At 67.1% G+C, this 26871-nt stretch carries 30 protein-coding genes; 17 read left to right on the top strand and 13 right to left on the bottom strand.

Features of this window, described 5'->3' with window-relative positions; all coding sequences use genetic code 11:
- Positions 1-7 precede the first annotated feature (7 nt).
- From ACEN9G_RS13290 to ACEN9G_RS13275, 4 genes are all read left to right on the top strand, one after another.
- Positions 8-520 (top strand): peroxiredoxin family protein, encoded by a 513-nt coding sequence (locus tag ACEN9G_RS13290; RefSeq protein WP_413341360.1) that lies wholly within the window; start codon positions 8-10, stop codon positions 518-520.
- A 138-nt stretch (positions 521-658) separates the two neighbouring features.
- Positions 659-1291, top strand: coding sequence for a hypothetical protein (locus tag ACEN9G_RS13285; protein WP_413341359.1), 633 nt, complete (start codon positions 659-661; stop codon positions 1289-1291).
- Positions 1292-1357: 66 nt separating this feature from the next.
- Positions 1358-2059, top strand: a complete 702-nt coding sequence (locus tag ACEN9G_RS13280; RefSeq protein WP_413341357.1) for an MgtC/SapB family protein — start codon at positions 1358-1360, stop codon at positions 2057-2059.
- A 27-nt stretch (positions 2060-2086) separates the two neighbouring features.
- On the top strand, positions 2087-2293 hold the full coding sequence (locus ACEN9G_RS13275) for a hypothetical protein (RefSeq protein ID WP_413341355.1): 207 nt from the start codon (positions 2087-2089) through the stop codon (positions 2291-2293).
- A 9-nt stretch (positions 2294-2302) separates the two neighbouring features.
- Here ACEN9G_RS13275 and ACEN9G_RS13270 read toward each other — a convergent pair whose 3' ends face one another.
- The 8 genes from ACEN9G_RS13270 to ACEN9G_RS13235 form a co-directional block, all read right to left on the bottom strand.
- Positions 2303-4291 carry a helicase-related protein gene (locus ACEN9G_RS13270; RefSeq protein WP_413341353.1) on the bottom strand — a complete coding sequence of 663 codons (1989 nt, stop codon included), beginning with the start codon at positions 4289-4291 and terminating at the stop codon, positions 2303-2305.
- A 144-nt stretch (positions 4292-4435) separates the two neighbouring features.
- Positions 4436-5440, bottom strand: coding sequence for a lipoyl synthase (lipA, locus tag ACEN9G_RS13265; RefSeq protein WP_413341352.1), 1005 nt, complete (start codon positions 5438-5440; stop codon positions 4436-4438).
- Positions 5441-5448: 8 nt separating this feature from the next.
- Entirely contained in the window at positions 5449-6144 is a 696-nt protein-coding gene (lipB, locus tag ACEN9G_RS13260; RefSeq protein WP_413341350.1) for a lipoyl(octanoyl) transferase LipB, read from the bottom strand.
- A 68-nt stretch (positions 6145-6212) separates the two neighbouring features.
- A complete protein-coding gene (locus tag ACEN9G_RS13255; RefSeq protein ID WP_056125976.1) occupies positions 6213-6479 on the bottom strand; it encodes a DUF493 family protein in 267 nt (88 codons plus the stop codon).
- A gap of 55 nt (positions 6480-6534) precedes the next feature.
- The gene (locus ACEN9G_RS13250) at positions 6535-8559 is read right to left on the bottom strand and encodes a DUF6600 domain-containing protein (RefSeq protein ID WP_495605545.1); all 2025 of its coding nucleotides are present in this window, start codon (positions 8557-8559) and stop codon (positions 6535-6537) included.
- A gap of 130 nt (positions 8560-8689) precedes the next feature.
- Positions 8690-9325 carry a LysE family transporter gene (locus ACEN9G_RS13245; protein WP_413342092.1) on the bottom strand — a complete coding sequence of 212 codons (636 nt, stop codon included), beginning with the start codon at positions 9323-9325 and terminating at the stop codon, positions 8690-8692.
- Between the two features lie 92 nt (positions 9326-9417).
- Entirely contained in the window at positions 9418-9702 is a 285-nt protein-coding gene (locus tag ACEN9G_RS13240) for an HU family DNA-binding protein (RefSeq protein ID WP_036239618.1), read from the bottom strand.
- Positions 9703-9809: 107 nt separating this feature from the next.
- Entirely contained in the window at positions 9810-10019 is a 210-nt protein-coding gene (locus ACEN9G_RS13235) for a BrnA antitoxin family protein (RefSeq protein WP_036239616.1), read from the bottom strand.
- Positions 10020-10219: 200 nt separating this feature from the next.
- Here ACEN9G_RS13235 and ACEN9G_RS13230 point away from each other — a divergent pair, with 200 nt between their 5' ends.
- The 3 genes from ACEN9G_RS13230 to ACEN9G_RS13220 all read left to right on the top strand — a co-directional run bounded on the left by ACEN9G_RS13230 (position 10220) and on the right by ACEN9G_RS13220 (position 14499).
- The gene (locus ACEN9G_RS13230) at positions 10220-11149 is read left to right on the top strand and encodes a DUF808 domain-containing protein (protein ID WP_413342094.1); all 930 of its coding nucleotides are present in this window, start codon (positions 10220-10222) and stop codon (positions 11147-11149) included.
- Positions 11150-11311: 162 nt separating this feature from the next.
- Positions 11312-13792: a TonB-dependent receptor plug domain-containing protein gene (locus ACEN9G_RS13225; protein WP_413342096.1), complete on the top strand. Its 2481-nt coding sequence runs from the start codon at positions 11312-11314 to the stop codon at positions 13790-13792.
- A gap of 68 nt (positions 13793-13860) precedes the next feature.
- Positions 13861-14499, top strand: a complete 639-nt coding sequence (locus ACEN9G_RS13220) for a glutathione S-transferase family protein (protein WP_413342098.1) — start codon at positions 13861-13863, stop codon at positions 14497-14499.
- Between the two features lie 38 nt (positions 14500-14537).
- Here the strand turns inward: ACEN9G_RS13220 and ACEN9G_RS13215 are convergent, their stop codons facing one another.
- The gene (locus ACEN9G_RS13215; RefSeq protein ID WP_413342100.1) at positions 14538-15005 is read right to left on the bottom strand and encodes a hypothetical protein; all 468 of its coding nucleotides are present in this window, start codon (positions 15003-15005) and stop codon (positions 14538-14540) included.
- 33 nt (positions 15006-15038) lie between these two features.
- Here ACEN9G_RS13215 and ACEN9G_RS13210 point away from each other — a divergent pair, with 33 nt between their 5' ends.
- The 4 genes from ACEN9G_RS13210 to ACEN9G_RS13195 all read left to right on the top strand — a co-directional run bounded on the left by ACEN9G_RS13210 (position 15039) and on the right by ACEN9G_RS13195 (position 19706).
- Complete coding sequence (locus tag ACEN9G_RS13210; RefSeq protein ID WP_483126700.1) at positions 15039-16340, top strand: SDR family oxidoreductase; 1302 nt, start codon at positions 15039-15041, stop codon at positions 16338-16340.
- Entirely contained in the window at positions 16340-16804 is a 465-nt protein-coding gene (locus ACEN9G_RS13205) for a DUF2269 family protein (protein WP_413341011.1), read from the top strand. The genes ACEN9G_RS13210 and ACEN9G_RS13205 overlap by 1 nt, the downstream gene beginning before the upstream one ends.
- A 37-nt stretch (positions 16805-16841) precedes the next feature.
- On the top strand, positions 16842-18596 hold the full coding sequence (locus ACEN9G_RS13200; RefSeq protein WP_413341007.1) for a DUF885 domain-containing protein: 1755 nt from the start codon (positions 16842-16844) through the stop codon (positions 18594-18596).
- A 93-nt stretch (positions 18597-18689) separates the two neighbouring features.
- Positions 18690-19706, top strand: coding sequence for a zinc-dependent alcohol dehydrogenase family protein (locus ACEN9G_RS13195; RefSeq protein ID WP_413341005.1), 1017 nt, complete (start codon positions 18690-18692; stop codon positions 19704-19706).
- A gap of 3 nt (positions 19707-19709) precedes the next feature.
- Here the strand turns inward: ACEN9G_RS13195 and ACEN9G_RS13190 are convergent, their stop codons facing one another.
- On the bottom strand, positions 19710-20480 hold the full coding sequence (locus ACEN9G_RS13190; protein ID WP_413341003.1) for a glutaminyl-peptide cyclotransferase: 771 nt from the start codon (positions 20478-20480) through the stop codon (positions 19710-19712).
- A gap of 71 nt (positions 20481-20551) precedes the next feature.
- On the opposite strand from ACEN9G_RS13190, the gene ACEN9G_RS13185 reads away from it, so the two are divergent.
- The gene (locus tag ACEN9G_RS13185; protein WP_413341001.1) at positions 20552-20983 is read left to right on the top strand and encodes a DUF7684 family protein; all 432 of its coding nucleotides are present in this window, start codon (positions 20552-20554) and stop codon (positions 20981-20983) included.
- On the opposite strand, the gene ACEN9G_RS13180 is transcribed toward ACEN9G_RS13185, so the two are convergent.
- Positions 20968-22032, bottom strand: a complete 1065-nt coding sequence (locus ACEN9G_RS13180; protein ID WP_483126699.1) for an NAD(P)H-dependent flavin oxidoreductase — start codon at positions 22030-22032, stop codon at positions 20968-20970. The genes ACEN9G_RS13185 and ACEN9G_RS13180 overlap by 16 nt on opposite strands.
- Before the next feature lie 182 nt (positions 22033-22214).
- Here ACEN9G_RS13180 and ACEN9G_RS13175 point away from each other — a divergent pair, with 182 nt between their 5' ends.
- Positions 22215-23204 carry an XdhC family protein gene (locus tag ACEN9G_RS13175; protein WP_413341000.1) on the top strand — a complete coding sequence of 330 codons (990 nt, stop codon included), beginning with the start codon at positions 22215-22217 and terminating at the stop codon, positions 23202-23204.
- Here the strand turns inward: ACEN9G_RS13175 and ACEN9G_RS13170 are convergent.
- Positions 23201-23818 (bottom strand): LysE/ArgO family amino acid transporter, encoded by a 618-nt coding sequence (locus ACEN9G_RS13170; RefSeq protein WP_413340998.1) that lies wholly within the window; start codon positions 23816-23818, stop codon positions 23201-23203. The genes ACEN9G_RS13175 and ACEN9G_RS13170 overlap by 4 nt on opposite strands.
- Positions 23819-23916: 98 nt before the next feature.
- On the opposite strand from ACEN9G_RS13170, the gene ACEN9G_RS13165 reads away from it, so the two are divergent.
- The gene (locus ACEN9G_RS13165; protein WP_413340996.1) at positions 23917-24810 is read left to right on the top strand and encodes a LysR family transcriptional regulator ArgP; all 894 of its coding nucleotides are present in this window, start codon (positions 23917-23919) and stop codon (positions 24808-24810) included.
- Here the strand turns inward: ACEN9G_RS13165 and ACEN9G_RS13160 are convergent.
- Positions 24735-25199 (bottom strand): hypothetical protein, encoded by a 465-nt coding sequence (locus ACEN9G_RS13160; RefSeq protein ID WP_413340994.1) that lies wholly within the window; start codon positions 25197-25199, stop codon positions 24735-24737. The two genes, ACEN9G_RS13165 and ACEN9G_RS13160, sit on opposite strands and share 76 nt — an antisense overlap.
- 82 nt (positions 25200-25281) lie before the next feature.
- Here ACEN9G_RS13160 and ACEN9G_RS13155 point away from each other — a divergent pair, with 82 nt between their 5' ends.
- The 3 genes from ACEN9G_RS13155 (at position 25282) to ACEN9G_RS13145 (ending at position 26846) form a co-directional block, all read left to right on the top strand.
- Positions 25282-25656 (top strand): MerR family transcriptional regulator, encoded by a 375-nt coding sequence (locus tag ACEN9G_RS13155; protein ID WP_413340993.1) that lies wholly within the window; start codon positions 25282-25284, stop codon positions 25654-25656.
- Between the two features lie 10 nt (positions 25657-25666).
- On the top strand, positions 25667-26080 hold the full coding sequence (locus tag ACEN9G_RS13150; RefSeq protein ID WP_413340991.1) for a hypothetical protein: 414 nt from the start codon (positions 25667-25669) through the stop codon (positions 26078-26080).
- 91 nt (positions 26081-26171) lie between these two features.
- Positions 26172-26846, top strand: a complete 675-nt coding sequence (locus ACEN9G_RS13145; protein ID WP_413340989.1) for a beta/gamma crystallin-related protein — start codon at positions 26172-26174, stop codon at positions 26844-26846.
- Positions 26847-26871 lie beyond the last annotated feature (25 nt).

The following is a 26871-nucleotide window of genomic DNA, read 5'->3' as shown; positions in this document are numbered from 1 at the left end:
TGAGACCATGACCACCTCACAACGCACATGGATCAAGCCGGCCGCCATCGGCGCGGCCGTGCTGGCGATCGCCGGCATCGGTTACGCCACGTTCAGCCAGCAGCAGCAGGCGCCCGACGTCACGTTCATCACCATCGCCGGCCAGAAGATCAGCTCGCAGGACTTGCGCGGCAAGGTCGTCATGGTCAATTTCTGGGCAACGTCGTGCGCCACCTGCGTGAAAGAAATGCCGCAGATGGTCGAGACGTACAACAAGTTCAAGCAGGACGGCCTGGAATTCGTCGCCGTGGCGATGAGCTACGATCCGCCGAACTATGTCTTGAACTACGCCGAGACGCGCAAGCTGCCGTTCAAGGTGGCCCTCGATTCCGGCGGCGACCTGGCCAAGCAGTTTGGTGACGTCAACATGACGCCGACCACCTTCGTCATCGGCAAGGATGGCAAGATCCTCAAGCGCTACCTGGGCGAGCCGGATTTTGCATCCTTACATGCGCTGCTACAAAAATCGTTGAAATCGTAGGATGGGCGGCCCCCGCCCACGCGTAACGCCAACAAACTGCATACGTCACTACGCCTGACGTTCCCCGCGCACCGCTGACTTCCCGCAAACGCCGAGGTCCTGTTCGGCCCAAGCTTGATGCCGGCAAAGGAGAAGGCGATGCGCAAGCTGATCGAGTACGTGCTCGTTGCGGGCCTGCTGACGGCAGCAGGCTGCAGCAGCGTGGACACCGGCCTGCGCAACACCGTCGTGTTGCATTACCAGCACGTCGCCAACGTCCACCGGATCGATTTCACCGTGCCCGTCGCGCTGCCGAACCGCGCGCCCGTCCAGTTCGTGCTGCCGCTGGATTCGCACGGATTCTGGGCCGTGTTCCTGCTGTGCGACCTGGACGCCACGGGCACCAACATTCCGAGTTTTTATTTCGACGCCGACCGCCTGCGCGTGCAATACGGCGACCAGCGCTACGGGCCACTGCGGCCATACACGCTGCGGCTGGAAGACACGGCCGACATCAACAGCCGCTTCGACACCGACGCCCTCGCGGATGCGATCGCGGCCGAACTCCAGCGCGGGCCTTCGAGCCAGGTCTTCCGGCACGGCTATTACGCCCAGCTGCATTACCGCTTCGCCGTCTACGTGCCGCGCGCGCTGCCCGACTATTCCGGCGACCAGTTACGCCTGCGCTACGAAGGCGGACAGACGCTGGCACTGGGCAATGGCTACCCGCCCGCCGACATCGCAAACGCCGGTCCCGGCGGTCCGGGCATTGCCGCGCACTGCCTGCCGTGACAGTGTGCGCCGGCCAGCCGGGCCCGGTGCTAAGATGGCTTTTTGGAGCTCATCAACACATCCATCATGCTGCCGGAAGCCGAACTCGTCGCGCGCCTGTGCCTTGCGGCCCTGCTGGGCGGGGCCATCGGGTTCGAGCGCGAGCGCCTGTCCTGGGCGGCGGGGTTGCGGACCCACATGCTGGTCTGCGTCAGTTCCTGCCTGATCATGATCGTTTCGGCCTATGGCTTCAACGACGTATTGAACCACGAGCATATTTCACTCGACCCGTCGCGCGTGGCGGCCCAGGTGGTGTCCGGCATCGGCTTCCTGGGTGCGGGATCGATCCTGCTGCGCGGCGACGTCGTGCGCGGCCTGACGACGGCGGCCAGCCTGTGGTCGGTGGCGGCCGTCGGCCTGGCGGTGGGCGGCGGCCTGTACGTGGCGGCGGTGGCAGGCACGGCCATCATCCTGTTCATCCTGGCCGCGATGAAACCGCTGGAACAACGCTATTTCTCGTCCAGGCAAAAACGCGAACTGGTGCTGTCGGCCGAGCGGGGCCGGCTCACGCTGCACGTGCTGGAAAAGGAACTCGGTCCGGTCACGAACCGCATCGGCACGTTCATCGTCCAGCAGAGCGAGGAAACGGGAAACCTCGATGACGTCCTCATCGCGTTCTCGCGCCTGTCCGAGTCGGAATTCAACGCGTTGCTCGACCGCCTGCGCGCCATCCCGGGCGTGCACCGGGTCGAAGTGAAGAGTCGCCCCGACCGGCGCACATCGGCGTAAGCTGGCGTCATCGACACGGAGACGAGCATGGATGCGAGCAATCAACCCTTGACGGTCGAGCAGGCCTACCGCGCCATGCTCGCCTTTCTCGAACGCGAAGTCGACCTGACGGAATCGAGCGACCTGGCCGACCTGCTGGCCGGCTACCGGCTGGATGAAGACGGCCGGACGAGCGATCCAGCCGTGTGGGAAGAGTGGCTGGAAGCCGTCGGGCGGGCCCGGCAGCTGCCGTGAAGCGGCTGCTTACCAGCGCCCCCGTTCCTTTTTGGCCTGCCGCTTGCGCGTCGCCGCATTCTGCTGCTGCAACAGCGCATCGACGCGCTCGGACGCTTCGCGCGCCAAGGTCTGCGCTTCCTCGATGCTGGGGAAGAATTCCGGCATGCGGTAGCCGAGCCAGGCATAGGCCGAGTACATGCGGCACGTGTCCTCGACTTCCTGCAGGTTTTGCCAAAACAATTCCTGCGGATGGGGCTGGAGCTTGCAGACTTTCCGTTTCGCGAGCGATTGCGCCCAGTGCGACCACGCGCTTTCCAGGGTCGGCACCCTGGTCGAAATGGGCACGAGCGACATCGTGAATTTCTCCGCCACGCTCAAGTCCAGCGTATCGAGCCATTCCGCGCGCTCGTTCTGTTCTTCCGTGATGCGCGGATAGAAAAAGCCGTCGGGCACGTCAATGTTGTGCACGAAGCGTTTCAGCAATTTCACCAGCGACGTCTCGCCCGTCACCGACGAGATGCGGTGCAGTTGCTCCAGCGACGGGGCGACCGCGAAACCGCTGGCCGGCACGGGCGGGACCTTTTCCTTCATCAACGAGCGCATGACCTCGTGCGTGTCGTCGTCGTAGCCGGCCACGAAACCTTCCTCGTGCACGCCGTAGCGGCCCGCGCGGCCGGCGATCTGCTTGGCGAGCGCGGCCGAGATTTCTTCTTCCTCGACGCCGTTGTACTTGACGGCCGTCGTCATCACGATGCGCTGGATCGGCATGTTCAAGCCCATCGCGAGGGCGTCCGTGCCGACGACGATGTCGGCCTGCCCTTCGCGGAACCGCTCGGCCTGCGCGCGCCGGACTTCCGGAGATAAATTGCCGTAGACGGTCGCGACGGACAGGCCCATCTCCGTGATCATGTCGCGCCACATCAGCACCTCGCGCCGCGAGAACGCGATGACGGCGTCGCCCCGCTTCAGGTTCCTCAGCTTGCGCACGGCGCCGGGTTCCATCGACAGCGGTGCCTTGCGTTTCAGCACGTGGACTTCGAGCGGACACTCCAGGCGCTCGGCCAGCGCCTCGATCGCGCGCCGCGCTTCCGGCGCGCCGACGAGGTACACAGTCGACGCCGGCGCGCCGCATACGGCGGCCGTCCACGCGGCGCCGCGGTCGCGGTCGGCCAGCATCTGGATCTCGTCGATGACGGCGACCTGCACGGGCGTCTTCGTGTCCAGCATCTCGACGGTGCTGGCGATGTGCGTCGCGCCTTCGGCCAGGCGGCGTTCCTCGCCCGTGATCAGGCTGACCTTGATGGGTTCGCCATCGGGACCGACGGCGTTCTGCAGGCGCTCGTAGTTTTCCAGCGCCAGCAGACGCAGCGGCGCGAGGTAGACGCCGCTGTCGGCTTGCGCCAGGTGCTCCATCGCGCGGTGCGTCTTGCCGGAGTTGGTCGGGCCCAGCAGCGCGATGAAGCGGCGCGCCATCTTGCTGGCCACGTCGAACGACGCTGGGTACTCGGCGAGGTTGATGCTTTCCTTGGTGCGCGCGGCGTGGCGCTCTTCCTGCTCGCGCTCGCCGGCGTGCAGCAGGCGCTGGCGGATGCGGTCGAACACGAACTCGGCCGGCTCGGACGTCTCCAGCTCTTCCAGTACGTGCAGGAACAGCATCGGGTCGAAGCCGAACTCGTCGGCCTGGTCGGCAATTTCGCGCACGAATTCTTCGACCTCCTGGTTCAGGTCGTCGACGGCGTCGCGTGTGGCCCGCTCCTCGACGAGCTCGCGCCGCGCGAGCAGATCCATCTTGCGCCATTTGCTGGGCTTGGCCAGCACGCCGCGCGACGGCACGAGGCGGTACTCGACGTGCAGACCGTCCACGCGCACGGCGCCGGCGAAGCGCAGGAAGACGCGGCCTTCCATGCGGACCAGTTCGACGCCGCGAGCGTGCAGCCCGAGCTCGCGTTCGAGGAACGCGTCGTCGTCCTGGGTGTTGTCGGCGTCGGAGGGGAGACGGGGTTGGTGTTCGCTCATGTTTTCAATATAGCGCGGGCGCAGCGGGCGCACCGTGCGGCAGGTGACAAACAAGGTGGGCGGAGGCCGCCCACCCTACGTATCGTTCCCGTAGGGTGGGCGGCCCTCCGCCCACGCGTGATGTATCCGAATTGTTGACGTTACTTACGCTGCGACGCCCGCTTCGTGCGCCTGCTGGTCCGCGTGATACGACGAGCGCACCATCGCGCCGACGGCCGCGTGCACGAAGCCCATCTCGTACGCCTTCTCTTCGAACATTTTAAAAGTGTCGGGGTGCACGTAGCGGCGCACCGGCAGGTGCGAGTTCGACGGGGCCAGGTACTGGCCGATGGTCAGCATGTCGATGTCGTGCGCGCGCATGTCGCCCATGACTTCCAGGATTTCCTCGTCGGTCTCGCCCAGGCCGACCATCAGGCCGGATTTCGTGACGGCGTTCGGGTACATTTTCTTGAAGTCGCGCAGCAGCACCAGCGAATGCTGGTAGTCGGCGCCCGGACGCGCTTCCTTGTACAGGCGCGGCACGGTTTCCAGGTTGTGGTTCATCACGTCCGGCAGGCCGTCGGCGAAGATGTTCAGCGCTTTTTCCAGGCGGCCGCGGAAGTCCGGCACGAGCACTTCGATCTTCGTGTTCGGCGACAGCGCGCGCGTCTTCTGGATGCACTCGACGAAGTGGCCGGCGCCGCCGTCACGCAGGTCGTCGCGGTCGACCGACGTGATCACGACGTACGACAGGCGCAGGTCGGCGATGGTCTTGGCGAGATTCCCCGGCTCGTTGACGTCGAGCGGGTCCGGACGGCCGTGGCCGACGTCGCAGAACGGGCAGCGGCGCGTGCACTTGTCGCCCATGATCATGAAGGTCGCGGTGCCCTTGCCGAAGCATTCGCCGATGTTCGGGCAGCTCGCTTCCTCGCACACGGTGACGAGGTTGTTGGCGCGCAGGATGTCCTTGATCTCGTAGAAGCGCGACGACGGGCTCGCGGCTTTTACGCGGATCCAGTCCGGCTTCTTGAGGCGCTCGTGTTGTTCGAGCGGCACGATCTTGATCGGGATGCGCGACGTCTTGCTCGCGCCTTTCTGCTTTTCGCTCGCGTTATACGCATTTGCTGCGGATTCTGCTGCTGCGGTGCCGGTGTCGATTGGAGAAGTCATGTGCGTAGTCAGTTGGTTGCGGCCTGCGCGACCGCTGCGGTTGAAGAGGGTGCCGTGGACAGATGGTCGATCAGCGCGGCGGCGAGGGCTTGCTGTACGTCGGCCAGCGGCGCGTCGACGCCCATCGTTTTCATGTCCACCGTGGCCAGGCCGGAATAGCCGCACGGGTTGATCCAGGTGAACGGCGCCAGGTCCATCGCCACGTTCAGCGAGACGCCGTGGTAGGTGCAGCCGTTGCCGCGCACCTTCAGGCCCAGCGCGGCGATCTTGGCGCCCTTGCGCGGACCGTCGGCGATATAGATGCCGGGCGCGCCTTCGACGCGTTCACCGGCAAGATTATACGCCGCCAGCACATCGATCACGGCCTGCTCGATCTTGTGGACAAATTGGCGCGCATACAATTTGCCGCCGGGCTTGTTGCGGCGCAGGTCCATCAGCAGGTAGATCACGACCTGGCCGGGGCCGTGGTACGTGACTTCGCCGCCGCGGTCGGTCTGCACGACGGGGACGTCGTGGGCCGTGACGCTCAGCAGGTGGCCGCGGTCGGCGCCCAGCCCGAGCGTGAACACGGGCGGATGCTCGACGATCCACAACTCGTCGGGCGTGTCGGGCGTGCGCGCATCCGTGAAGGCGCGCATCGCGGCAAAAACGGGTTCGTAGTCGGCGCGGCCAAGCTCACGGATAGCCGGCTGGTTCGCTTGCATGGATAGGGTCTGTGAAGGGATACCCCGTCATTATAAGCCAGCCTGATGGCTGGCGTCCTGAACCCAGTTTATAGAACGATCTTGACCATCGGGTGCGACGACAGTTCGCGGTACAGGTTGTCGAGCATTTCGCGGCTGGTGGCGCGCACGATCACGGTCAGGCCCGTGTAGGCGCCCTTGGCCGACGGCCGCACTTCCATCTTGCCGGCATGGAAAGTCGGATCGTGGATGGTGACCACTTCGACGATCGTGTTGGCGAACTCGTCGTGCGTCGGGCCCATGACCTTGATCGGGAAATCGCTCGGGTATTCGATGAGGGAATCTTTCGGGTCCATGGCCACTCCTTTTGTAAAACAGCATTGTAGCCAAACCGCCCCATTTCCGCCCGGATCAACGCTCTTTCTGGTCCCGACCGCGCTGGTCGACGTGGCGCCGTTCCTCGGACCTGGCCGGCGCGGGCGCCGGGGCCGGTGCCGCGACGGGTGCCGGACGTGGGGCCATCTGCACGGGCGGTGGGGCCTGACGTGGGGCCATCTGCACGGGCGGCGGGGCCGGCGCAGGGGTAGGCGCGGCGGCGGGTGCCGGACGCGGCGCCATCTGCACAGGCGGCGGGGCCGGACGCTCGATGCGTGGCTGCGGCTGCGGCTGGGGCTGCGGCTGGGCCTGCTGCACCGGCTGGCGGCTGCGGCGCCATTCTTCCAGTTGGTCGCGGCGTTCGTCACGGCGCGCGTCACGCTCCATCCGATCGCGCTCGCGGTCGATGCGGTCGCGCTGCCAGGCGGGGGGGACGCCCGCCGGCGGCATCGCCTGCGGCTGCTGGATCGTCGGGCTGGACGTCGACAGCGGTTGCGGCGGCATGTGCGGCGTCGGGCTCGTCACGGTGCTCAGCGGTTGCGGCGGCAAGTGTGGCGTCGGACTCGTGACGGGCAAACCCTGTGCTGGTGCCGAATTGACCGGCGGCGCCGTGATGACCTGGCCTTGCGGGCGCTGGGCGATAAAACCGTCGCGCCCGGCGCGTGCCGTCTCGATGCGGCGCTCGCGGCCCGGGTCCGCGTGGCGGCCCTCCATGCGGCCGATGGCGACCGGGCCGCGGATGCCGTCCCCGTCGCGATCCGGACGATCGGGACGATTGGGACGATCCGGACGATCCGGGCGGTTCGGCCGGTTCGGCATCACCGGGGCGGCCGGCGGCGCGCCGGCCGGGACGTTATGCACCAGCACGGGCGGCACGGTCGTGATGGGCGTGCGCGGGACGTTCACCCGGCCCGGCCGGCCGAAGCGGTCCTGCGGGAGGACCGTGAGGCCTTGCGGGCGGTAGTCGCGCGGGCGGCGCGGGTTGTCGCGCACGTGTTCGTTCAGCCAGCGCAGGTGGTGGTCCGGCGCGCGCCACGTGGGCACGTAGCGGTCGTGCGGCGTCAGCGGATACCAGCCGGCGGCCGGCAGCGGCCGGTTGCGGTCGCGGAACGTGAGGTTCCAGCCGGCGCCGCCGACCCAGCCGACGAGCGCCGGTGCCCAGACCAGGTGCTCGTGACGGCGGCCCGGTGCCCAGGCCCAGCGATTGTGCACGTGCACCCAGCGGCCGTAGTGGAACGGCGCATAGCCCCACGGCGCGTTGTCGACCCAGGTCCAGCCCCACGGATCGAGCCAGGTCCAGCTGCCGTCGCGGTACGGCACCCAGGTGGAGGCCACGGTCGGGGTCCACAGCGGGCCGTATTCGGGATCCTCGCGCCAGCTGCCGTAGCGGTCGAGGTCTTCGTAGCCCGTCATCTCGGTCGTCACGTAGCGGGACGACGCAGCATTGTCCTCGTAGCGGTCGCGCACGAGGGCCCATTCGTCGAAATCGTCGCGCACGGCGGCCATGGTGCGGACGTCGGCATCGCCCACCTCGGCGCGGCGGCCGGCGCGCAGGGTCAGCTGCGAATCGCCGTCCTCGACGAGCGCCGTGCCGTCGAACACGGTGACGAAGCTGGTGTCGCGCACGCGCTCCGCGTCCACGCGCATGCGGCCGGGCTGCTGCAGGCGCACGCGCGCCTGCGGGGTCTCGAGTTCGAAGCCGGCCAGCACGTCCGCATTCAGCACCCGCACGCTGGCGCTGCCGTAGTGCAGGCGCAGGCGCAGGCCGTTGTCGTCCATCTGCAGCACTTCCAGCGACGAATCGCCGTCCAGGCGGATCGACGTCGAACCGACGCGCAGCTCCGTGCGGCTGCCGGCCGCCGTGCTGATCGTGTTGCCCGACGTGACGGGCCAGTTGACCTGCGCGGCCATCATTTCCGCGCCGACGTCGCTGCCGATGGTGACCTGGCCCTGGGCCAGCGCGACGCGGCCCACGCGCGCCGGCGGATCGGCCGCCACGGCGAGCGCCGTCAGGGTGGAGAAAGCAAGGAGGACGGCGGTTTGCGCGACGCGGTTCGGCATGATGTCTCCAGGGCGGGAATAAACTCGTATTCTTGTTGGTAGACGCGACGGATTGCGTCTCCTGCATTACAACGCACGAGCGTACGAAACGACGACACGAATTACAAATGGTTGCGAAATGTTTCCGCGTTCAGGCGTGGGCAGGCTTGACGAAGAACATCAGCGCACCGACCGCCATCAGCACGGCGCCGAAGAAGCGGTTCTGGACCTTGACGGCGCGCGGGTCGCGGAACCAGCGCTGCATCGTCGATGCCAGCAGGGCGTAGCCGTGCATCACCGTGGTATCGATGGTGACCATCGTGACGCCCAGGATCGCCAGTTGCGGCAGCACGGGCGCCGCGTTCGAGATGAATTGCGGCAGCACGGCGACCATGAAGATGATGCCCTTCGGATTCGTCGCGTTGGTGAGGAAGCCGGTCAATACGCGGCGGCCGAACGACGGGTGCGCCGCGAGGCCGGCCGTCGAGACGTTCGACGCTTCCGCCTTCGCGCGCCACTGGGCGATGCCGAGCCAGATCAGGTACAGCGCGCCGACAATCTTCACGATGGTGAACGCTGTCTCCGACGCGACCAGCAGCGAGCCGACGCCGGCGCCGGCGATCACCAGCACGAGCACGAGGCCCAGTTGCAGGCCCAGCACGGTGGCGCTGGCCTTTTTCAGCCCGTAGGCAAGGCCGTGCGACATCGACAGGATGGCGCCGGAGCCGGGCGAAATGGCGATCAGCGAACCTGCGATGACGAAGGTGATCCAGGTGGCGAAGCTCATGGGAAGGAAGCGGAAGGGGAGAGAAAGGATACGCGGGCATGGCGCACGGCGCCGGCGATTGCCGGACGACCGCGGCCAGCCGCGGGTACTGCTTACTTCTTCTTCGGGTTGACGGCGGCCTTCAGGGTCGCGCCGGCAGCGAAGCGCGGCGTCTTCGACGCAGCGATCTTGATCACTTCGCCGGTTGCCGGGTTGCGGCCCTTGCGGGCAGCGCGCTTGGTGACCGAGAACGTGCCGAAGCCGGTGATACCCACCGTGTCGCCTTTTTTCAGACGCTCGGTGATGATGTCGATGATGGTGTTCACTGCGTCGTTCGCAGCGGCGCCCGACATCTCGGTACGCTTCGCAAATTCAGCGATCAGTTCGCCTTTTTTCATAAATCCTCCGGGTTGAAAGAGCCGGAAGATTAGCATAATTAATTGCTACGCGTAATCTTCTTACACGTCATACACCCTGTATTGGCGGGGTTTCTGCGTTTTTTTGCTCAGGCCGCTGCCGGATTCGCGTCGCCGCTGGCCAGGCGCAGGCGTAGCGCCGCGTTGATCAGCGTCTGGTAACCGGTGCCGGTGCGCTCGGCGCGCGAGCGGAATTCGTCCAGGACCTCGTCGTCGAGGTAGATGGTGATACGGGTCTTGCGCTTCGGAGGACGGGCACGGCGGCGCGGAACGGACGGCAGGTCGAGGTTCTGGTTCATGGACATCTCCTTCAGGTCGGAAAGGCTGCTGCACCGCAGCCAATGTTGTCACTATACGTATCGCCCGCGATGAGCTGCACGGGAAAGCGACGAGATGCAGATTTTCGGGTTTGAAACGCAGAAAACGCGCCTGAACCGTGTACCGGACCGACTGGCTGCGTCGGTTAAGATGTGAGCATATTGATATTGGGGAGCGGTACATGGCTGCAGGAAGTTTATTGGCACTTATCGACGACATTGCCACCGTGCTCGACGACGTGGCCCTGATGAGCAAGGTCGCCGCCAAGAAGACGGCCGGCGTGCTGGGCGACGATCTTGCCCTCAACGCCCAGCAGGTGACAGGCGTGAACGCGGACCGCGAGCTGCCCGTCGTGTGGGCGGTGGCGATGGGCTCGCTGCGCAACAAGGCGATCCTCGTTCCGGCCGCGCTCGCCATCTCCGCCTTCCTGCCGCAGGCGATCACGCCGATGCTGATGGTGGGCGGCGCCTACCTGTGCTTCGAGGGCTTCGAAAAAGTCGCCCATAAACTGCTGCACAGCGCCGCCGAGGATGCGGCGCACGAAGAAGAACTGGCGACGGCGCTGGCGGCCAATGCCGACATGCGCGCGGTCGAGAAGGACAAGATCAAGGGCGCGATCCGCACCGATTTTATTTTGTCGGCGGAAATCATCGTGATCTCGCTGGGCGTCGTCAACGAACAGGGCGCGTCGTTCGGCGCGCAGGTGGCGGCCCTCGTCGCGGTGGCGGTCGCGATGACGATCGGCGTCTACGGCATCGTCGCGGGCATCGTCAAGATCGACGACCTCGGGTTGTACCTGAGTCGCCGTGCGAGCAGCGCCGCCCGCGCCATCGGCAACCTGCTGGTGGCGGCCGCGCCGCGCCTGATGAAGTCGCTATCCGTGATCGGCACGGTGGCCATGTTCATGGTCGGCGGCGGCATCATCGGCCACGCGTTCGAGCCGCTGCACCATCTGGCCGAGAGCGCCGCTGCGGCGGTGGCAGGCGTCCCGGTCGTGGGCAGGCTGCTGGCGGCGGTGGCCCCTGGCGTGGTGGATGCCGCGGCGGGGGTCGTCGTCGGCGCGGTCGTGCTGGCGGTGGTGACGCTGGTGCAGAAAATCCGCGGAAAGTAACAAAGCCCGGCCCATCGCGGTGCGCCCATGCACCGCGATGGGTAACTGTTGCGTCCTTACATCTATTGCGGGTTAGCACAATTGACAACGATAACAATCAAGCTCCACTATCAAGTCGAGCTTGCCGTTGTATCCACGTAGATCAAGAATAAGGACAAGAGAATGCAACAACGATTTGTGCCGCAACAATCCGTACTCGCCCTCTCCATCGCCACCCTGTTCGCCGGCACGCCGCTGCTGGCCCAGGCCCAGGACAGCACCGCCACCGTCGTCGTGACCGGTACCCGCGTCGCCAACCGCACGGCGCTCGACACGGCCTCTCCCGTCGACATCATCTCGGCCGACACCCTCAAGACGACGGGTTCGACCGAACTGAACCAGGCCCTGTCGGTGGCGCTGCCGTCGCTGAACTTCCCGCGTCCCACGCTGACGGACGGCACGGACACCGTCCGCCCGGCCACCCTGCGCGGCATGGCGCCGGACCAGAGCCTCGTGCTGGTGAACTCCAAGCGCCGCCACACGTCGTCGCTCGTGAACCTGAACGGCTCGATCGGCCGCGGCTCGGCCGCCGTCGACCTGAACACGGTGCCATCCGCCATCGTGAAAAGCATCGAGGTGCTGCGCGACGGCGCGGCCGCGCAATACGGTTCCGACGCAATCTCGGGCGTCGTCAATGTCCGCCTGCGCACGGACCGCACGGGCGGCGAAGGCACGATCACGTACGGCGCCCACATCTCGGAATACGACCTCTTGAATGCCGCGGCGCCGGCCGGCGCCACGTGGACCGGACCCAATTCGCGCAAGCGCACGGACGGCCAGACCACGACCGTCAGCGCCTGGAAAGGCCTGCCGCTGGGCGAGACGGGCTACATCACCATCGCGGCCGAATACAAGGACCAGAACCACACGGAGCGCAGCGGCTACGACATGCGCCAGCTGTACGCGAAAGTGAACGGCGCCTACGATCCGCGCGAGCTGACCATCAACCGCTTCGACGCCTGGTACGGCGACCCGGAGATGCAGCAGAAGACCGTGTTCGTCAACGTGGGCAACAACCTGTCCCCGGACGTGAAGGTCTACGGCTGGAGCAGCTACCAGCTGCGCGACGCGCGCTCGGCCGGCTACTTCCGCATGCCGCAGGACAGCCGCAACGTGCAATCGATCTACCCGGACGGCTTCCTGCCGATCATCGCCCCGACCGTCGAAGACTTCAGCGCCGCCGCCGGCATGACCTGGGCCCTCGGTGACTGGGACCTGGACACGTCGCTCGTGTACGGCCAGAACGGCATGAACTACGACGTGCAGAACACGCTGAACGCGTCGATCGGCCCGACCAGCAAGACGAACTTCGATGCGGGCGGCTTCTCGTACAACCAGCTCGTGTACAACCTCACCGGCGTGCGCAAGTTCGACGTGGGCGGTCTCGCGTCGCCGCTGAACGTGGCGGTCGGCACCGAGGCGCGCCGCGAAGGCTACGAGCTGCACGCGGGCGAGCCGGATTCCTGGCGCAACGGCGGCGTGATCCTGCCGAGCGGCGTCCCGGCCGCATCGGGCGCGCAGGTATTCCCGGGCTTCCGTCCGGCCAATGCGTCGCACAAGTCGCGCACCGCGATCGGCGTGTTCGTCGACGTCGAAGCGAACATCACCGACAAGCTGCTCGCCTCCGCCGCCATCCGCGAGGAGCACTACAACGACTTCGGCAACAACCTGTCCGGCAAGCTGGCGGGCCGCTACGACTTCACGAAGAACTTCGCGCTGCGCGGCGCCGTGCAGAACGGCTTCCGCGCGCCGTCGCTGCAGCAGCAGAGCTTCACGTCGACGTCGACCAACTTCGTCAACGGCATCCCGTACGAGATCACGACGTTCACGCCGAACGATCCGGTCGCCGTCGCGCTGGGCGCCAAGCCGCTGAAGGCCGAGAAGTCGACCAACTTTTCGCTGGGTGCCGTCATGCGCTTCGCCCCCGTCAGCCTGACGGTGGACGCCTACCGCATCAACGTGCGCGACCGCATCGTGCTGTCGGAAAACCTGCTGTCGACGGCCGTGCGCAACTACATCGTGTCGCAGGGCTTCATCGGCGTCGGCGGCGGCCGCTTCTTCATCAACGGCGTCGACACGAAGACGGAAGGCGTCGACATCGTCGCGAGCATGCCGTGGAACGCGGGCGCCGCCGGCCGCTTCGACTTCACGCTGGCCGGCAACTTCAACCACACGGACGTGACCAGGGTCCCGACCACCGCCCAGCTGGCCGCGCTGGATCCGGCGCCCGTGCTGTTCGACCGCGTGAACGTGCTGACGCTGGAAAAGGGCCAGCCGAAGAACAAGATCACGGCGAGCGCCAACTGGAAGCTGAACCAGTGGGGCGTGACGGCCCGCGCCACGCGCTACGGCGAAGTGCTGTCGCCGGGCACGACGGAAGCGTTCGACTTCACCTTGAAGGCCAGGACGATCGTCGACCTGGAAGCCCGCTACGCCTTCACTCGCCAGTTCAGCCTGGCGGTCGGCGCGGACAACCTGTTCGACCAGTACTCGGAAACCCTGCCGCCGGCGCTGAACACGACCAGCAATACGCCGTTCTCGAACTACACGCCGTTCGGCAACAATGGCCGCTACGTGTATGCGCGCGCGAACTACAGCTTTTAAATACGCTTGACCTCACAACGGCGTACCGTGACACTGCACGGTACGCCGTTTTTCCTTGGAGCCGCGCCATGACGATCACGATCACCGCCTTCGAACGTTCGCCCGACGGCGGCAAGGGCCTCGCGCGCGACACGCGCGTGCGCTGGGCGCTGGAGGAAGCGGGCCTGCCGTACGACGTCCGCCTCGTGTCGTTCCGCGCCATGAAAGAACCGGCGCACCTGGCCCTGCACCCGTTCGGCCAGATCCCGACGTATGAACAGGACGGCCTCGTGCTGTTCGAGACGGGCGCCATCGTCTTTCATATCGCCACGCACCACGGCGCCCTGCTGCCGGCCGGCGACCATGCGCGGGCCCGCGCCATCACGTGGCTGTTTGCCGCGCTCAACACCGTGGAACCGCCCATCCTGGAACTGGTCACGGCCCGGATCTTCGAAGGCGACAAGCCCTGGAGCAAGGAACGCATCCCGCTCGTCGAGGAGCGCGTGCGCGACCGCATGAAGCAGCTGTCGGCGCGCCTGGGCGATGCCGACTGGCTCGACGGCGACTTCAGCGCGGGCGACCTCATGATGGTGTCGGTGCTGCTCCGGCTGCGGCCGTCCGGCATCCTCGACGAATTCCCCGTCCTGGCCGCCTACGTCGCGCGCGGCGAAGCACGGCCCGCGTACCAGCGTGCGTTCGCGGCGCAGCTGGTCGTCAATGCACCCTGACGCCACGATATCGCCGCCTCGCTTACACTCGAAGGAAATCAGGAACGGCGGCTGAGCATCGCACCGAGCGCCAGCCCGACGCCGAACACGCCGTAGACGACGGCCAGCGACGGCTTCGACAAGTGGGCCTCGTAGCCCGGCTGGAAACGCCTGGGCGTCAGCTGGTAGTCGGCAAAGCAGGCCACGGCCGAGGCGGCGGCCGCCACGCCGAGCGTCAGGGCGGGTTCCTTGCGGTCGAACAGGCGGCCGCACACGCGCTCGAGCAGCACCGACCAGAACATCGCGCTGCCGTGGTGGATCAGGTAGCCGGGGACGGTGTGGCGCAGCGTGGGCGTGTGTTCATGCAATGCCTCGTCGCCATAAATCCAGTGGCTGACCGCATTGGTCGGTGCGTAGGCGCTGCCGGCTTCGCGCCGGCCGAGCAGGGCCAGCGCCGCGGTCGACAGCAGGCTGGACGTGGCGCCGCCGACGAGGCCGCGCCTGAATGCCGTGTTCCATGATTCCATGAAGTCCTCTTGGAGAGTAGAGAAAGGAAAAGCATGCGGATCCTGCTCACGGGGGCAACGGGATTCATCGGACAGCACCTGTTGCGCGCGCTGCTGGCGGAGGGCCATGACGTCGTGTGCGCGGTGCGCCATCCCGGCACATTGCCGAGCCACCCGCACCTGTACGCGATCCGCGCCGACTTCGCCAACGATACCGACAAATCCAAGTGGCTGGCGCGCCTTTCCGGGGTGGAAGCCGTCATCAACACCGTCGGCATTTTCCGCGAGCGCGGCACGCAGACGTTCGCGAACCTGCACACGACAACGCCGCGCGCCCTGTTCGCCGCCTGCGCGGAGTCCGACGCCGTGCACATGGTCGTGCAACTGTCCGCGCTGGGTGCCGACGAGCAGGCCGACACCGCGTACCACCTGTCGAAGAAGGCCGCCGACGACTATCTCGCCACGCTCCCGATCCGCGCCGCCATCGTGCAGCCGTCGCTCGTCTACGGCGCGGACGGCGCCAGCGCGCGCGTCTTCAAGGCGATGGCATCGCTGCCGTGCGCCGTGCGCCTGGGAGATTCCCCGCAACTCGTGCAGCCGATCCACGTGGACGACGTCGTCGCCGCCATCGTGACGCTGCTGCGCCAGCGGCTGTATGCGGACGAGGCCGAGAGTGGCCCCGTGCGCCGCATCGCCCTCGTCGGTCCGCGAGCGCTGCCGTTCGTCGATTACCTGGCCACGTTGCGCCGCGCGATGGGGATGGGCAGGCTGCGCGTGCTGCCGCTGCCGGGGGGTGTCGCGCGAGTGCTTGCGCGCGTGGGCGCCTGGTTGCCCGGCGCGCTGCTCGACCCGGACGCGCTGCGCATGCTCGACCGCGGCAACGCGGCCGACCCCGCCCCCACGCTGCGCCTGCTGGGACGCCCGCCGCGCGACATCGCGTCGTTCGTCGTCGATCCCGGCGCCGAGCGCGCGCGCGCGAAGCTGGACTGGCTGCTGCCCGTGCTGCGGCTGGCCATCGCCATCGTCTGGATCGCCACCGCCATCGTCTCGGCGTTCATCTACCCGGCCGCCGCCAGCTACGAGTTGCTGGCGCGCGCCGGCATCCCCGAGGCCCTGCGCCCGCTGATGCTGTACGGCGCGTCCGTGTTCGACGTGCTGCTGGGCGCCGGCACGCTGTTCTTGCGCCGGCGCCGCTGGCTGTGGCTCATGCAACTGGCGCTGATCGGCTTTTATTCGGTCGTGATCGCGGTCCGGCTGCCGGAATTCCTGATCCACCCCTACGGCCCGCTGACGAAGAACCTGCCGATGCTGGCCGCGATCTGGCTGCTCTACGAACTCGAGAGAGAGGACACATGATGGACTACGTCGTCGTGAAATGGCTGCACATCCTGTCGTCGACCTTCCTGTTCGGCACGGGCATCGGGTCGGCCTGGTACATGCTGTTCGCGAACGTGAGCCGCGACGTGCGCGCGATCGCCGTCGTCAGCAAATACGTCGTGATCGCGGACTGGCTGTTCACGGCCACGACGGCCGTCGTCCAGCCGGCCACGGGGTTCACCATGGTGCACCTGGCCGGCTATCCGATGAGCAGCCGCTGGATCATGTGGTCGCTGATGCTGTACGTGCTGGCGGGCGCCTGCTGGCTGCCCGTCGTGTGGCTGCAGATGCGCCTGCGCGACATGGCGGCGGACGCCGCGCGCGACGGCACGCCGCTTCCCGCCCTGTACTGGAAATACTTCCGCACGTGGGTGGCGCTCGGCGTGCCGGCGTTCATCGCGTTCGTCTTCATCTTCTGGTTCATGGTGGCGAAGCCGATCTAGCTCTAGAATGCCGGCTTTACCACGACAAGGCAGCATCATGATCCGTCTCGGCCTCGCCCTCCTGTTTGCATCCGGCGCCGCTTGCGCAGCAGCACCCGCATGGGTCGCGCGCAGCGACGCCTACACCCAGCCGGTCCTGCAGGACACCGGTAAATACGTGCCCGAGGAATCCACGGAACTGGGCGACGAAAACTACGACACCCAGGTCGCCGACCTGAAACCGCGCGTGTACGAGCGCGAACTGGCCGACACCGAAAAACGCCTCGCGGAACTGCGCCGCCAGCGCGCACAGGAAAACGACGTGAAGGTGCGCCAGGACCTCGACATCCTGATCGACTCGCGCGAGAAGAAGATCGCGACGATGAAGCTGGAGCACAAATACCTGCTCGAGTACGTCAACGTGGGCGAAGTCGTGTACGGCGGCCTGCGCGCCCTGCTCGACCCGCGCAACAAGCCGGAACGCCAGAAGCTCGCGCTGGTACGCCTGAAGCGCTACGCCGGCAAGGAAGCCGGCTACGCGCCGATCGCCACGCTGGCGCGCGCCCGCGGCGAGGAACGCCTTGCCAGCAAGACGCTGATCGGCCCGTACGTGGGCGAGGTCGAGGAAGGCCTGAACAACAACGCGACCTACATGGACGGCATCGAGGAGTTGTTCAAGAAAGCGAACATCACCGGCTGGGAAAGCGACTTCGCGGCGCTGAAGGCCCAGGTGAAGGACTACGACGACTGGGTGCGCAATCGCCTGATGCCGCGCACGCGCAAGGAAGTGCGCCTGCCGGAAGCGATCTACGTGAACCGCCTCGCCAACGTCGGCGTCGACATCGCGCCGGAGCAGATGATCGAGCGCGCCGGCTTCGACTTCCAGGAAGTGCGCGACGAGATGCAGGTCGTGGCGGGCATCATCGCCGCGCGCAACCAGCTGCCGTCGTCCGACTACCGTGACGTGATCCGCGAGCTCAAAAAATCCTCGATCGCCCCCGACCAGCTGATGCCGTACTACCGCGAGCGTTTAAAAGATATCGAAGGCATGGTGCGCGCCCACGATCTCGTGACCCTGCCGTCGCGCGAGGCGAACATCCGCACCGCGACGCCCGCCGAGGCGGCCCGCTCGCCGGCGCCGTTCATGAGCCCACCGCGCATGATCGGCAACACGGGAGAGTATGGCGAGTTCGTGATCCCGCTGGCGAACCCGAACGCGAAGTCGAAGGAGAAGATGAACGACTTCGACTTTACCGCGATGGCCTGGACGCTGACGGCACACGAAGCGCGCCCGGGCCACGAGCTGCAGTTCGCGTCGATGGTGGAGCAAGGGATGTCGGTGGCGCGCGCCCGCTTCGCCTTCAACAGTACGAACGTCGAAGGCTGGGGCCTGTATTCGGAAGCGATGATCCTGCCGTACATGCCGCCGGAAGGCCAGCTCGTCTCGCTGCAGGCCCGTTTGCTGCGCATGGCGCGCGCCCTGCTCGACCCGCAGATCAACCTGGGCCGCATGACGCCGGAACAGGCGAAGCAGTTCCTGATGCGCGAAGTCGTGCTGTCCGAACCGTTCGCGCAGTCGGAAGTCGACCGCTATTCGTACCGCATGCCGGGCCAGGCCACCGCGTACTACTACGGCTACGTGAAACTGCGCGCGCTGAAGACGCAGGCCGAGATCGCGCTGGGCGACCGCTTCAGCCTGAAGGCCTTCAATGACTTCATCATCGCCCAGGGCATCCTGCCGCCGGCGCTGATGAAACAGGCGGTGCTGGAAGAGTTCATCCCGAGCCAGCGGGGCAAGGCGGCGGCCAGATAAGCGCCAAATAAGCGTGCGCCACGCACGTCAATCTTGCGGCGACAATATCGTCCCGCCCAGTGGGGGCGGCCGACCAACCGATGGAGGACAGCGATGCGGGCTTACCAGATCTTACCCGGCGATGGCATCGACGGGCTGCAATGCGTGGATTTTCCTCACCGTGAACTGGGCAATGGCGAAGTGCGCATCCGCGTGCACGCCGTCTCGCTGAACTACCGCGACCTGATGGTCGCCAGCGGCAACTACCTCGTCACCGTCGACGACCCCATCATCCCCTGCTCGGACGGCGCCGGCGAAGTCGTCGCCACCGGTCCCGGCGTCACGCGCGTGCAGCCCGGCGACCGCGTCACCGCGTCGTTCTTCCCACACTGGCATGACGGCCTGACGAGCCCCGAGAAAGTCCGTCACGCGCTCGGCGGCGACATCGACGGCATGCTCGCGGAGGAAGTGGTGCTGGACGAGGACGCGCTGGTGAAAATCCCGGACGGGATGAGCTTCGTCGACGCGGCCACCCTGCCCTGCGCGGGCGTGACGGCGTGGAATGCCATCTTCGAATCCAGCAACGCGGTCCGCCCGGGCGACACCGTACTGCTGCTGGGGACAGGCGGCGTCAGCATCCTCGGCCTGCAGCTGGCCCGGGCGGCCGGGCTGAACGCGATCATCACGTCGTCCAGCGACACCAAGCTGCAGCGGGCGAAGGAGCTCGGCGCGCGCCACGTCATCAACTACCGCACGACGCCGGAATGGCAGGAAGAGGTGCTGTGCGCGACGGACGGCGCGGGCGCACAGGTGGTGCTGGAAGTGGGCGGCCAGGGCACCGTGAACCGCTCGATCGCGTCCACCGCGATGGGCGGCAGCATCGCCATCATCGGCGGCGTCAGCGGCTTCGGCGGCGAAGTCAATCCGGCCACCCTGCTGGCGACCGCCAAGCGGCTCGTGGGCGTCTACGTCGGCAGCCGCGCGATGCTGGAAAAGGTCGTGCGCTTCGCCGAGGCGACCGGGCTGCAGCCCGTCGTCGACCGCGTGTTCACGTTCGACCAGGCGCGCGAGGCGTACCGGCACATGGAATCCGGCTCGCACTTCGGCAAGGTCGTGATCGCGGTGACGTGACGGTCAGGGACGTTTGATCGGCACCAGCTCGATCTCGAACAGCTTCGGCCACAGCTTGCCCGTCACATACAGGCGGTGCTGCTTCGGCTCGTACGCGATGCCGTTCAGGACCGCGTCCGGATTCGTCGTCCCGCGCTGGTCCGGCGGCAGCAGGCCCGTGCAGTCGATCCAGCCGACGACGTTGCCGGTCTCCGGATCGATGCGGGCGATGACATCGGTCCCCCACACGTTGGCGAAGATCTGGCCGTCGACGATTTCGAGTTCGTTGAGCTGGGTGATCGGCTTGCCCTCGGCCGTCACGCGGATGCGGCGCTGCTCGTCCAGCGTCTTCGGGTCGAGGATGCGGATCTCGCTGGTGCCGTCGCTCATGTAGACGTGCTTCGCGTCGCTGGCCAGGCCCCAGCCCTCGCCCTTGTAGTTGAAGCGGCCCTTCAGCGCGAACGTCTTCGCGTCGAACAGGAAGCCCACGTTCGACTGCCACGTCAGGCCGACGATGGTGTCGCCGACGGCCGTGGAGCCTTCGCCGAAGTATTCATCCGCCAGGTCCTTCTTCTGCAGCACCTTGCCGGTTTTCAGGTCGACCTTGCGCAGCGACGAGTGTCCCTTCTGGCCCGTGGATTCGTACAGCTGGCCGTCCCTGAAGAACAGGCCCTGCGTGAAGGCTTGCTGGTCGTGCGGATAGGTATTCTTGACGAAGAAACCGTACACGGGAATGGCGGCGTGGGCGGACGTGACTGAAGCGGCGGCGAGCGCGAGGGAAGCAAGGATTTTCATGGGACTCCACGGATCGGGCCGGAACGTCCCGGCGCGAGCAAGATAGTAACGCAGGATGGTAAGCTAGCGCCATGCAACGAAAGACTCTTACATATCTGCACCTGCCGCCCGACGCCGACCTGCCCGACCTGGGCGCGCGCCCGCCCTTCCTCGCCATCGTGCTGGCCGAGGACGAGGTCGCGGAAATGTGGCTGTGGGACGTCGCGCGCTGGCTCGTCGCTTCCGGCGCGCGCTATGTGCAGGCCTGGGGCAAGGATGCCGAGGCCTGGATCGAAGCCGTGGACGACGCGGCGCTGGAAGCCGTCGACTACGAGGACGCGCCCGAGGACCAGCACGTGCTCGCGACCGCGCACGATGCCGGCGACGAGGACGTGGACGAGGTGTTCTGGTTCACGAAGCACCGCGCCGCGCACCCTGCCCTGCCGCTCGACGCGGTGCTGGTCGTGCACATCGCGTCCAGGCCGCGCAAGGAAGCCATCGAGACGGCTTACGCGGACGCCTGAGCCAGTTCCTCGCCGAGCAGGCGCACCAATTCTCCCGCCGGCAGTGCCCGTGCGAGCGCAAACCCCTGCCCTGCCCAGTTGACCGTGAAATCGTTGTTGCCCGCATTCGTGGCCGCCGCGTTCAGCGCCTTCACGGCATCGTAGGCGATCGGATAATCCGGCAGCGGCGGGTGGCCGGGCGCGCCGATCTCGCTGAACAGCCGGTTCACGAGCCCGCGCGCGGGCCGGCCGGAGACGACGTCCGTCACGGCCGTGATCACACCCTCCCCGGCCTGCATCAGCGCGCGGTGGTGCGATGTCGCGGACGACTCCGGGCACAGGATGAACGCGGTGCCCATCTGGGCGGCACTGGCGCCGAGACGCAGCGCGGCGGCGATGCCGTTCCCGTCCATGATGCCGCCGGCCGCGATCACCGGAATGCGGACGGCGTGCGCCACCCCTTGCGTGAGCGCGAACGTGCCGATGGCGGGATCGCCCCGCTCCGGATCGAACAGCCCGCGGTGGCCGCCCGCCTCGTAGCCCTGGGCGACGACGGCGTCGATGCCGGCCGCCTCCACCTGGCGCGCTTCATCGACCGACGTCGCGCTGGCCAGCAGCACGATGCCCGCGTCCTTCAGCGCCTGGATGCGGCGCGCGTCCGGCAGGCCGAAGTGGAAACTGACGACGGCGGGACGCGTCTCCAGCAGCACGTCCAGCATCGGATCGTCGTCGAGGAAGCTTTGGTAGATTTCGCGTAAGGACGCCGGCGGCTGCGCGCCGCTGGCGGCGAAATGCGGAGACAGGTAGTCGAGCCACGCCGCTTCGCGCGCGGCGTCGGCCTGCGCGGGACGGTGGCAGAACACGTTGACGTTGAACGGCCGGTCGGTCAGGCGGCGCACGTCGGCGATGGCCGCGCGGCCCTGTTCGGCGTTGCCGGCGCCGACGGAGATCGAGCCGAGCGCGCCCGCCTGCGACACGGCCGCCGCCAGCGCCGCCGTCGAGACGCCGGCCATCGGGGCCTGGATGATGGGAAGATCGATGCGCAGCAGGGACAGCAGGTCTGGCTTCATGATGGTCTCCAACACGGGTCGCGGTCCGACGAGTATAGCGCCGCCGGCGCGAAAACGATTTATACCATTTTTTCCCCTGCACTCTTGCCGGGTGCCGCAACCCGTCGCGGATCGTGTTTTTGCGTTAGGATGCATGCTGCCCTGTGGGCTCAAGAATTACCGATTGGCAACAAAGGAAGGCAATGGACAGTATCGACCTCGAAGTGCTGCACGCCTGCGACCAGTGGCTGCGCGCCGGCTGGCGCTGCGAGTACGTGACCGTCGTCCGGACGTGGGGATCGAGCCCGCGGCCGGAAGGCGCCACGATGGCGATCCGCGCCGACGGCGTCGTCGTCGGCTCGGTGTCGGGCGGCTGCATCGAGGATGATTTGATCGCCGCCGTGCGCGAAATGGGCATCGTACGTACCGCGCCCGAAGTCATCACGTACGGCATCTCGGCCGACGAAGCGCACCGCTTCGGCCTGCCCTGCGGCGGCACGATCCAGCTGGTCGTCGAACCGCTCGGGGCGCACAGCCGCATGGACGAACTGCTCGCGCTGGCCCAGCGCCGCATGCTGACCCGGCGCACGCTGGACCTGACGACGGGCGCGGTCGAACTGGCGCAGGGCAAGGTCGACGAGCAGCTGCGCATGGACGGCCAGGCGCTCGTCACGATCCACGGTCCGCGCCTGCGCATGCTGATCATCGGCGCCGGCCAGCTGTCGCAATTTCTGGCGCAGATCGCCGTCGGCCTGGAATACCAGGTGACCGTGTGCGACCCGCGGGAAGAATACCGCGCCAGCTGGAGCCTGCCGGGCGTGGACGTCGTGCACGCGATGCCGGACGACCTCGTGCTGGAGATGAAGCTGGACAGCCGCAGCGCCGTCATCGCCCTCACCCACGACCCGAAACTGGACGACCTCGCGCTGATGGAGGCGCTCAGGACGGACGCCTTCTACGTCGGCGCCATCGGCTCGCGCGCCAACAATGCGCGGCGGCGCGAGCGCCTGCGCGAATTCGACCTCACCGAGGACCAGATCGCGAAGCTGCACGGTCCCATCGGCCTGTACATCGGCAGCAAGACGCCGTACGAGATCGCCGTCTCCATCCTCGCCGAACTGACCGCGGTGAAGAACGGTGTCGCACTGCCGGCGCAGATGTCGGTCGAGCACGGCAAGGCGCTCGCGGCCTAGTTCTCGAGCAGCAGCAAGGCGGCCAGCACGAGCATCGTCGTCCCCGTAACCCCTTCGATGCTGCGCCAGACGGCGGGCCGCGCCAGCACGAACGCGCAGCGGCGCGCGCCCAGGCCCAGCGCGGAAAACCACAGTAGCGATGCCGTCATCGCGCCGGCCGCGAACGACACGCGGTGATTCGCCGCGAGGCTGCTGCCGACGGCGCCCAGCAGCACGACGGTATCCAGGTACACGTGCGGATTCAGCAGCGACATCGCCAGTACGATGCCCAGCGCGCGCGAAGCCGTCGCCGCCGCCTGCCCTTCACCCGCATGCGGGGCCGCCGCGCCCTGCCAGCAGCTTTTCAGGCACCGCAGTCCGTACCACAGCAGGAACGCGGCGCCGCCCCACCGGGCCGCCAGCAGCAGCGCCGGGGAATGCTCGATCAGCGCGCCGAAGCCGGACATGCCCAGCGCGATGAGGGTGACGTCGATCAGCACGCACGTGAGCACCGTCAGCACGACGTGGCGGCCGGCGACGCCCGTGCGGATCACATGCGCGTTCTGGGGGCCGATCGGCATGATCAGGCTCGCGCCCATCCCGAGGCCTTGCCAGAAAATCGGTTGTGAAAACATGCTACCTCCTGTTGTTATTGCGGAGCAGCATGCCTTGTACGCGCGGCTACATCAATTATATTAATGACTTCTAAAGTTCATTAAGCTGGGCTAATCCAATGACCATCGATCCGCGCCGCAGCGAGGCGTTCGTCGCCGCCGTCGACAGCGGCAGCCTGGAGCAGGCAGCGGCGCTCCTCAACGTGACGCCGTCCGCCATCTCCCAGCGCATCGCCGCGCTGGAACACGACCTGGGCACGCCGTTGCTCGTGCGCGCCCGTCCCTGCCGGCCGACGGCGCCCGGCATGCGGTTGCTGCAATTCCTGCGTCGCCGCGCGTTGCTCGAAGACGAATTCTTCGCCGAGCAGCAGGCCGATCCGGGTCCGGTGCGCGTGGCGCTGGCCGTCAACAACGACACGCTGGCGACGTGGCTGCTGCCCGTGCTGGCGCCGGTGCTGATCGAGGAAGGGCTGCTCGTCGAATTCGTCACGGGCGACCAGGGACACACGTTCGCGCTGCTGGAACAGGGGCTCGCGCTCGCCTGCGTGTCCGGCGAAACGGAGCCGATGCGCGGCTGCACGGTGAGTCCGCTCGGCGTGATGCGCTACCGGATGGTGGCGGCGCCCGCCTTCGCCGCGCGCTGGTTCCCCGGCGGGATCACGCGAGAGGCCGCGCGGCGGGCGCCGGTGATGGTCTTCGACCGCAACGACCGCCTGCAGACCGCGTTCCTGCTGCAGCACTTCGGCCTGCCGGAAGGCGCGTACCCGTTTCATTACGTGCCGTCCAGCGATCCGTACGTGCAGGCGATCCGGCTCGGCCTGGGCTATGGCCTGCTGCCGCTGGAACAATGTGCGGACATGCTCGCCAGCGGCGCCCTCGTCGACCTGACGCCGGATCTGTTCGTCGACGTGGCGCTGTACTGGCACGCCTGGCGCATTCAGCCGCCGCGGCTGGAACGCATGGGTGCGGCGCTAGTAAAAGGCGCGCGGGCGGCGCTGCTGCCGTCTCCCTGAGCAACCGGCAGCCATTGCGCGACGCCCCAGCAGAATTCCGGCACGAGGAACAGCCACAGCAAGGGCGCACCGCTGGCCGCCAACGCCCACGCCATCCACGTCGAGAACAGGAATCGGCCCACGCCATCGTAGCGGCCCAGGGTGACGCTGGCGGCGCGCAGGCGCAGCACGGACCACACGAGCACGATGCTGCCCATCAGGCAGGCGAACAGCACGTGGAACGGGCCGAAGTCCGGCAGCGCGTCGCCGCCCAGGCTGCGGTTGAGAGTTGACAGCTGCGTGTGCGCGAGGGCGAACGTCCAAGGCGTGGCGAACGGCGCCGTGAGCAGCAGGTCGTACACGGCGCTGGCGCGCACGACGGTGAGAAAAGCGGATCGGCTGAGTTGCATGGAAATCTCCCGGGATGAAGGTTCCGGCATCATCGCCCCTGGAGTACACTCCAAGGTCAAGCCATTTATTGCATCGACTTCCATGCAGATCGGAGAACTCGCTGCCGCCACCGGCCTTACCCGGGACACCCTGCGCTTCTACGAGAAACGCGGGCTGCTGCTGTCGCGCCGTCTCGCCAACGGCTACCGCGACTATCCGCCCGAAGCCGTGCAATGGCTGTGCTACCTGCGCGCCGCCCAGGCGCTCGGTTTTACGTTGACCGAGATCGAGACCGGCCTGCCGCTGCTGGACGATCCGGCCGCCGCCGCGCCCCTGCTGCGCGACGCGTTGATGCGCAAGCTCGAAGACATCGATGCGCGCATCGCCGGCCTGTCCGCCCTGCGTGCGGATCTGACGCGCGAACTGGCGCGGCCGGGGTTCGGCTGCCCCGTGCTGGAGGAACAAGCGGCCGCGTGAGGAGGTCTCGATGGCCTGGTGTATCGAATTTTCATCCGCCCGATTCCTGCCGACCTTGCCGGAAGACTGCCAGGCCAACCCGGGCGTCTACGGCTTCGAACTGGCCCTGTGGCTGGCGCAGGCGCTGAACCGCCAGGGCGTCGTCACCGGCTATCCGAGCGCGGAAGACTGGGGCTGGTGCTTCGACTATGCGCCGACGGACGAGCTGCGGCTGACGATCGCCTGCGCCAGCCTGTGCAAGGCCGACGCGGGCTATGACGGGCGGCCGATCGGCTGGGCGGTGTCGATCCGCGAACAGCGCGGCCTGGAGCAGCGCCTGCACAACCTGTCGAACGATACCGCGCTGGAAGACCTGGGCCGGCACATCGTCGACCTGCTGCGGGCCGAACACATCGACGCCATCCACGTGCCGCCGATCGCGTAAAATTTTGTTACAAGGAAACTGTCAGCCGTCCGTACGGCGCCCGCGTTAACAGCACAGGCGCCGACGGATGGCGCACACCCATGGAGAAATCATGAAACGCCTGCTTGCCGCCGCCGCCGTGCTGGCCACCTTCACCCACGCCGCCTTTGCCGGAGAACTGACGCTGTTCTCGGACAGCAATTTCCGCGGCCAACGCGTGACCATCGACCGCGACGCCGCCAGCCTGGGCGATGTCAATTTCAACGACCGCGCGTCGAGCGCCGTCATCCGCTCGGGCACGTGGCTGCTGTGCGAGCACGCCAACTTCGGCGGCCGCTGCCAGGAATTCGGGCCGGGCGAATACCGCGAGCTTCCGGGTTTCAATGACGCCATCTCGTCCGCACGCCAGCTCGACCGCGGCGGCCGTGGCCGCTGGCGCGATCACGACCGTGACGACGACCGTGGCGGCTCGCGCGGTGACGACCGCGGCGACCGCGGCGACCGTGGCGACCGTGGCGGCTGGCGCGGCGACCGGGGCGGTCCCGACGTCGTGATGTTCGCCGGCCAGCGCTTCGAAGGCCAGCAAGTGGAACTGTCGCAGGACGTGCGCGCGCTGAGCGACGTCGGCTTCAACGACCGCGCCACCTCGCTCATCATCCGCGAAGGCCGCTGGGAATTCTGCGAACACGCCGACTTCCGTGGCGAATGCGTCGTGCTGGGGCCGGGCCGCTACGACGTGCTCGACCGCATGAACAACCGCATCTCGTCGATGCGCCGGATGCGCTGACCACCGGGGTCAGAGCCCGAATTTT

This window comes from Massilia sp. Masssp94 (assembly GCF_059491305.1).
The sequence above is the reverse complement of the archived record's forward strand: the minus strand, read 5'-3'. Positions and strand labels throughout refer to the sequence as shown.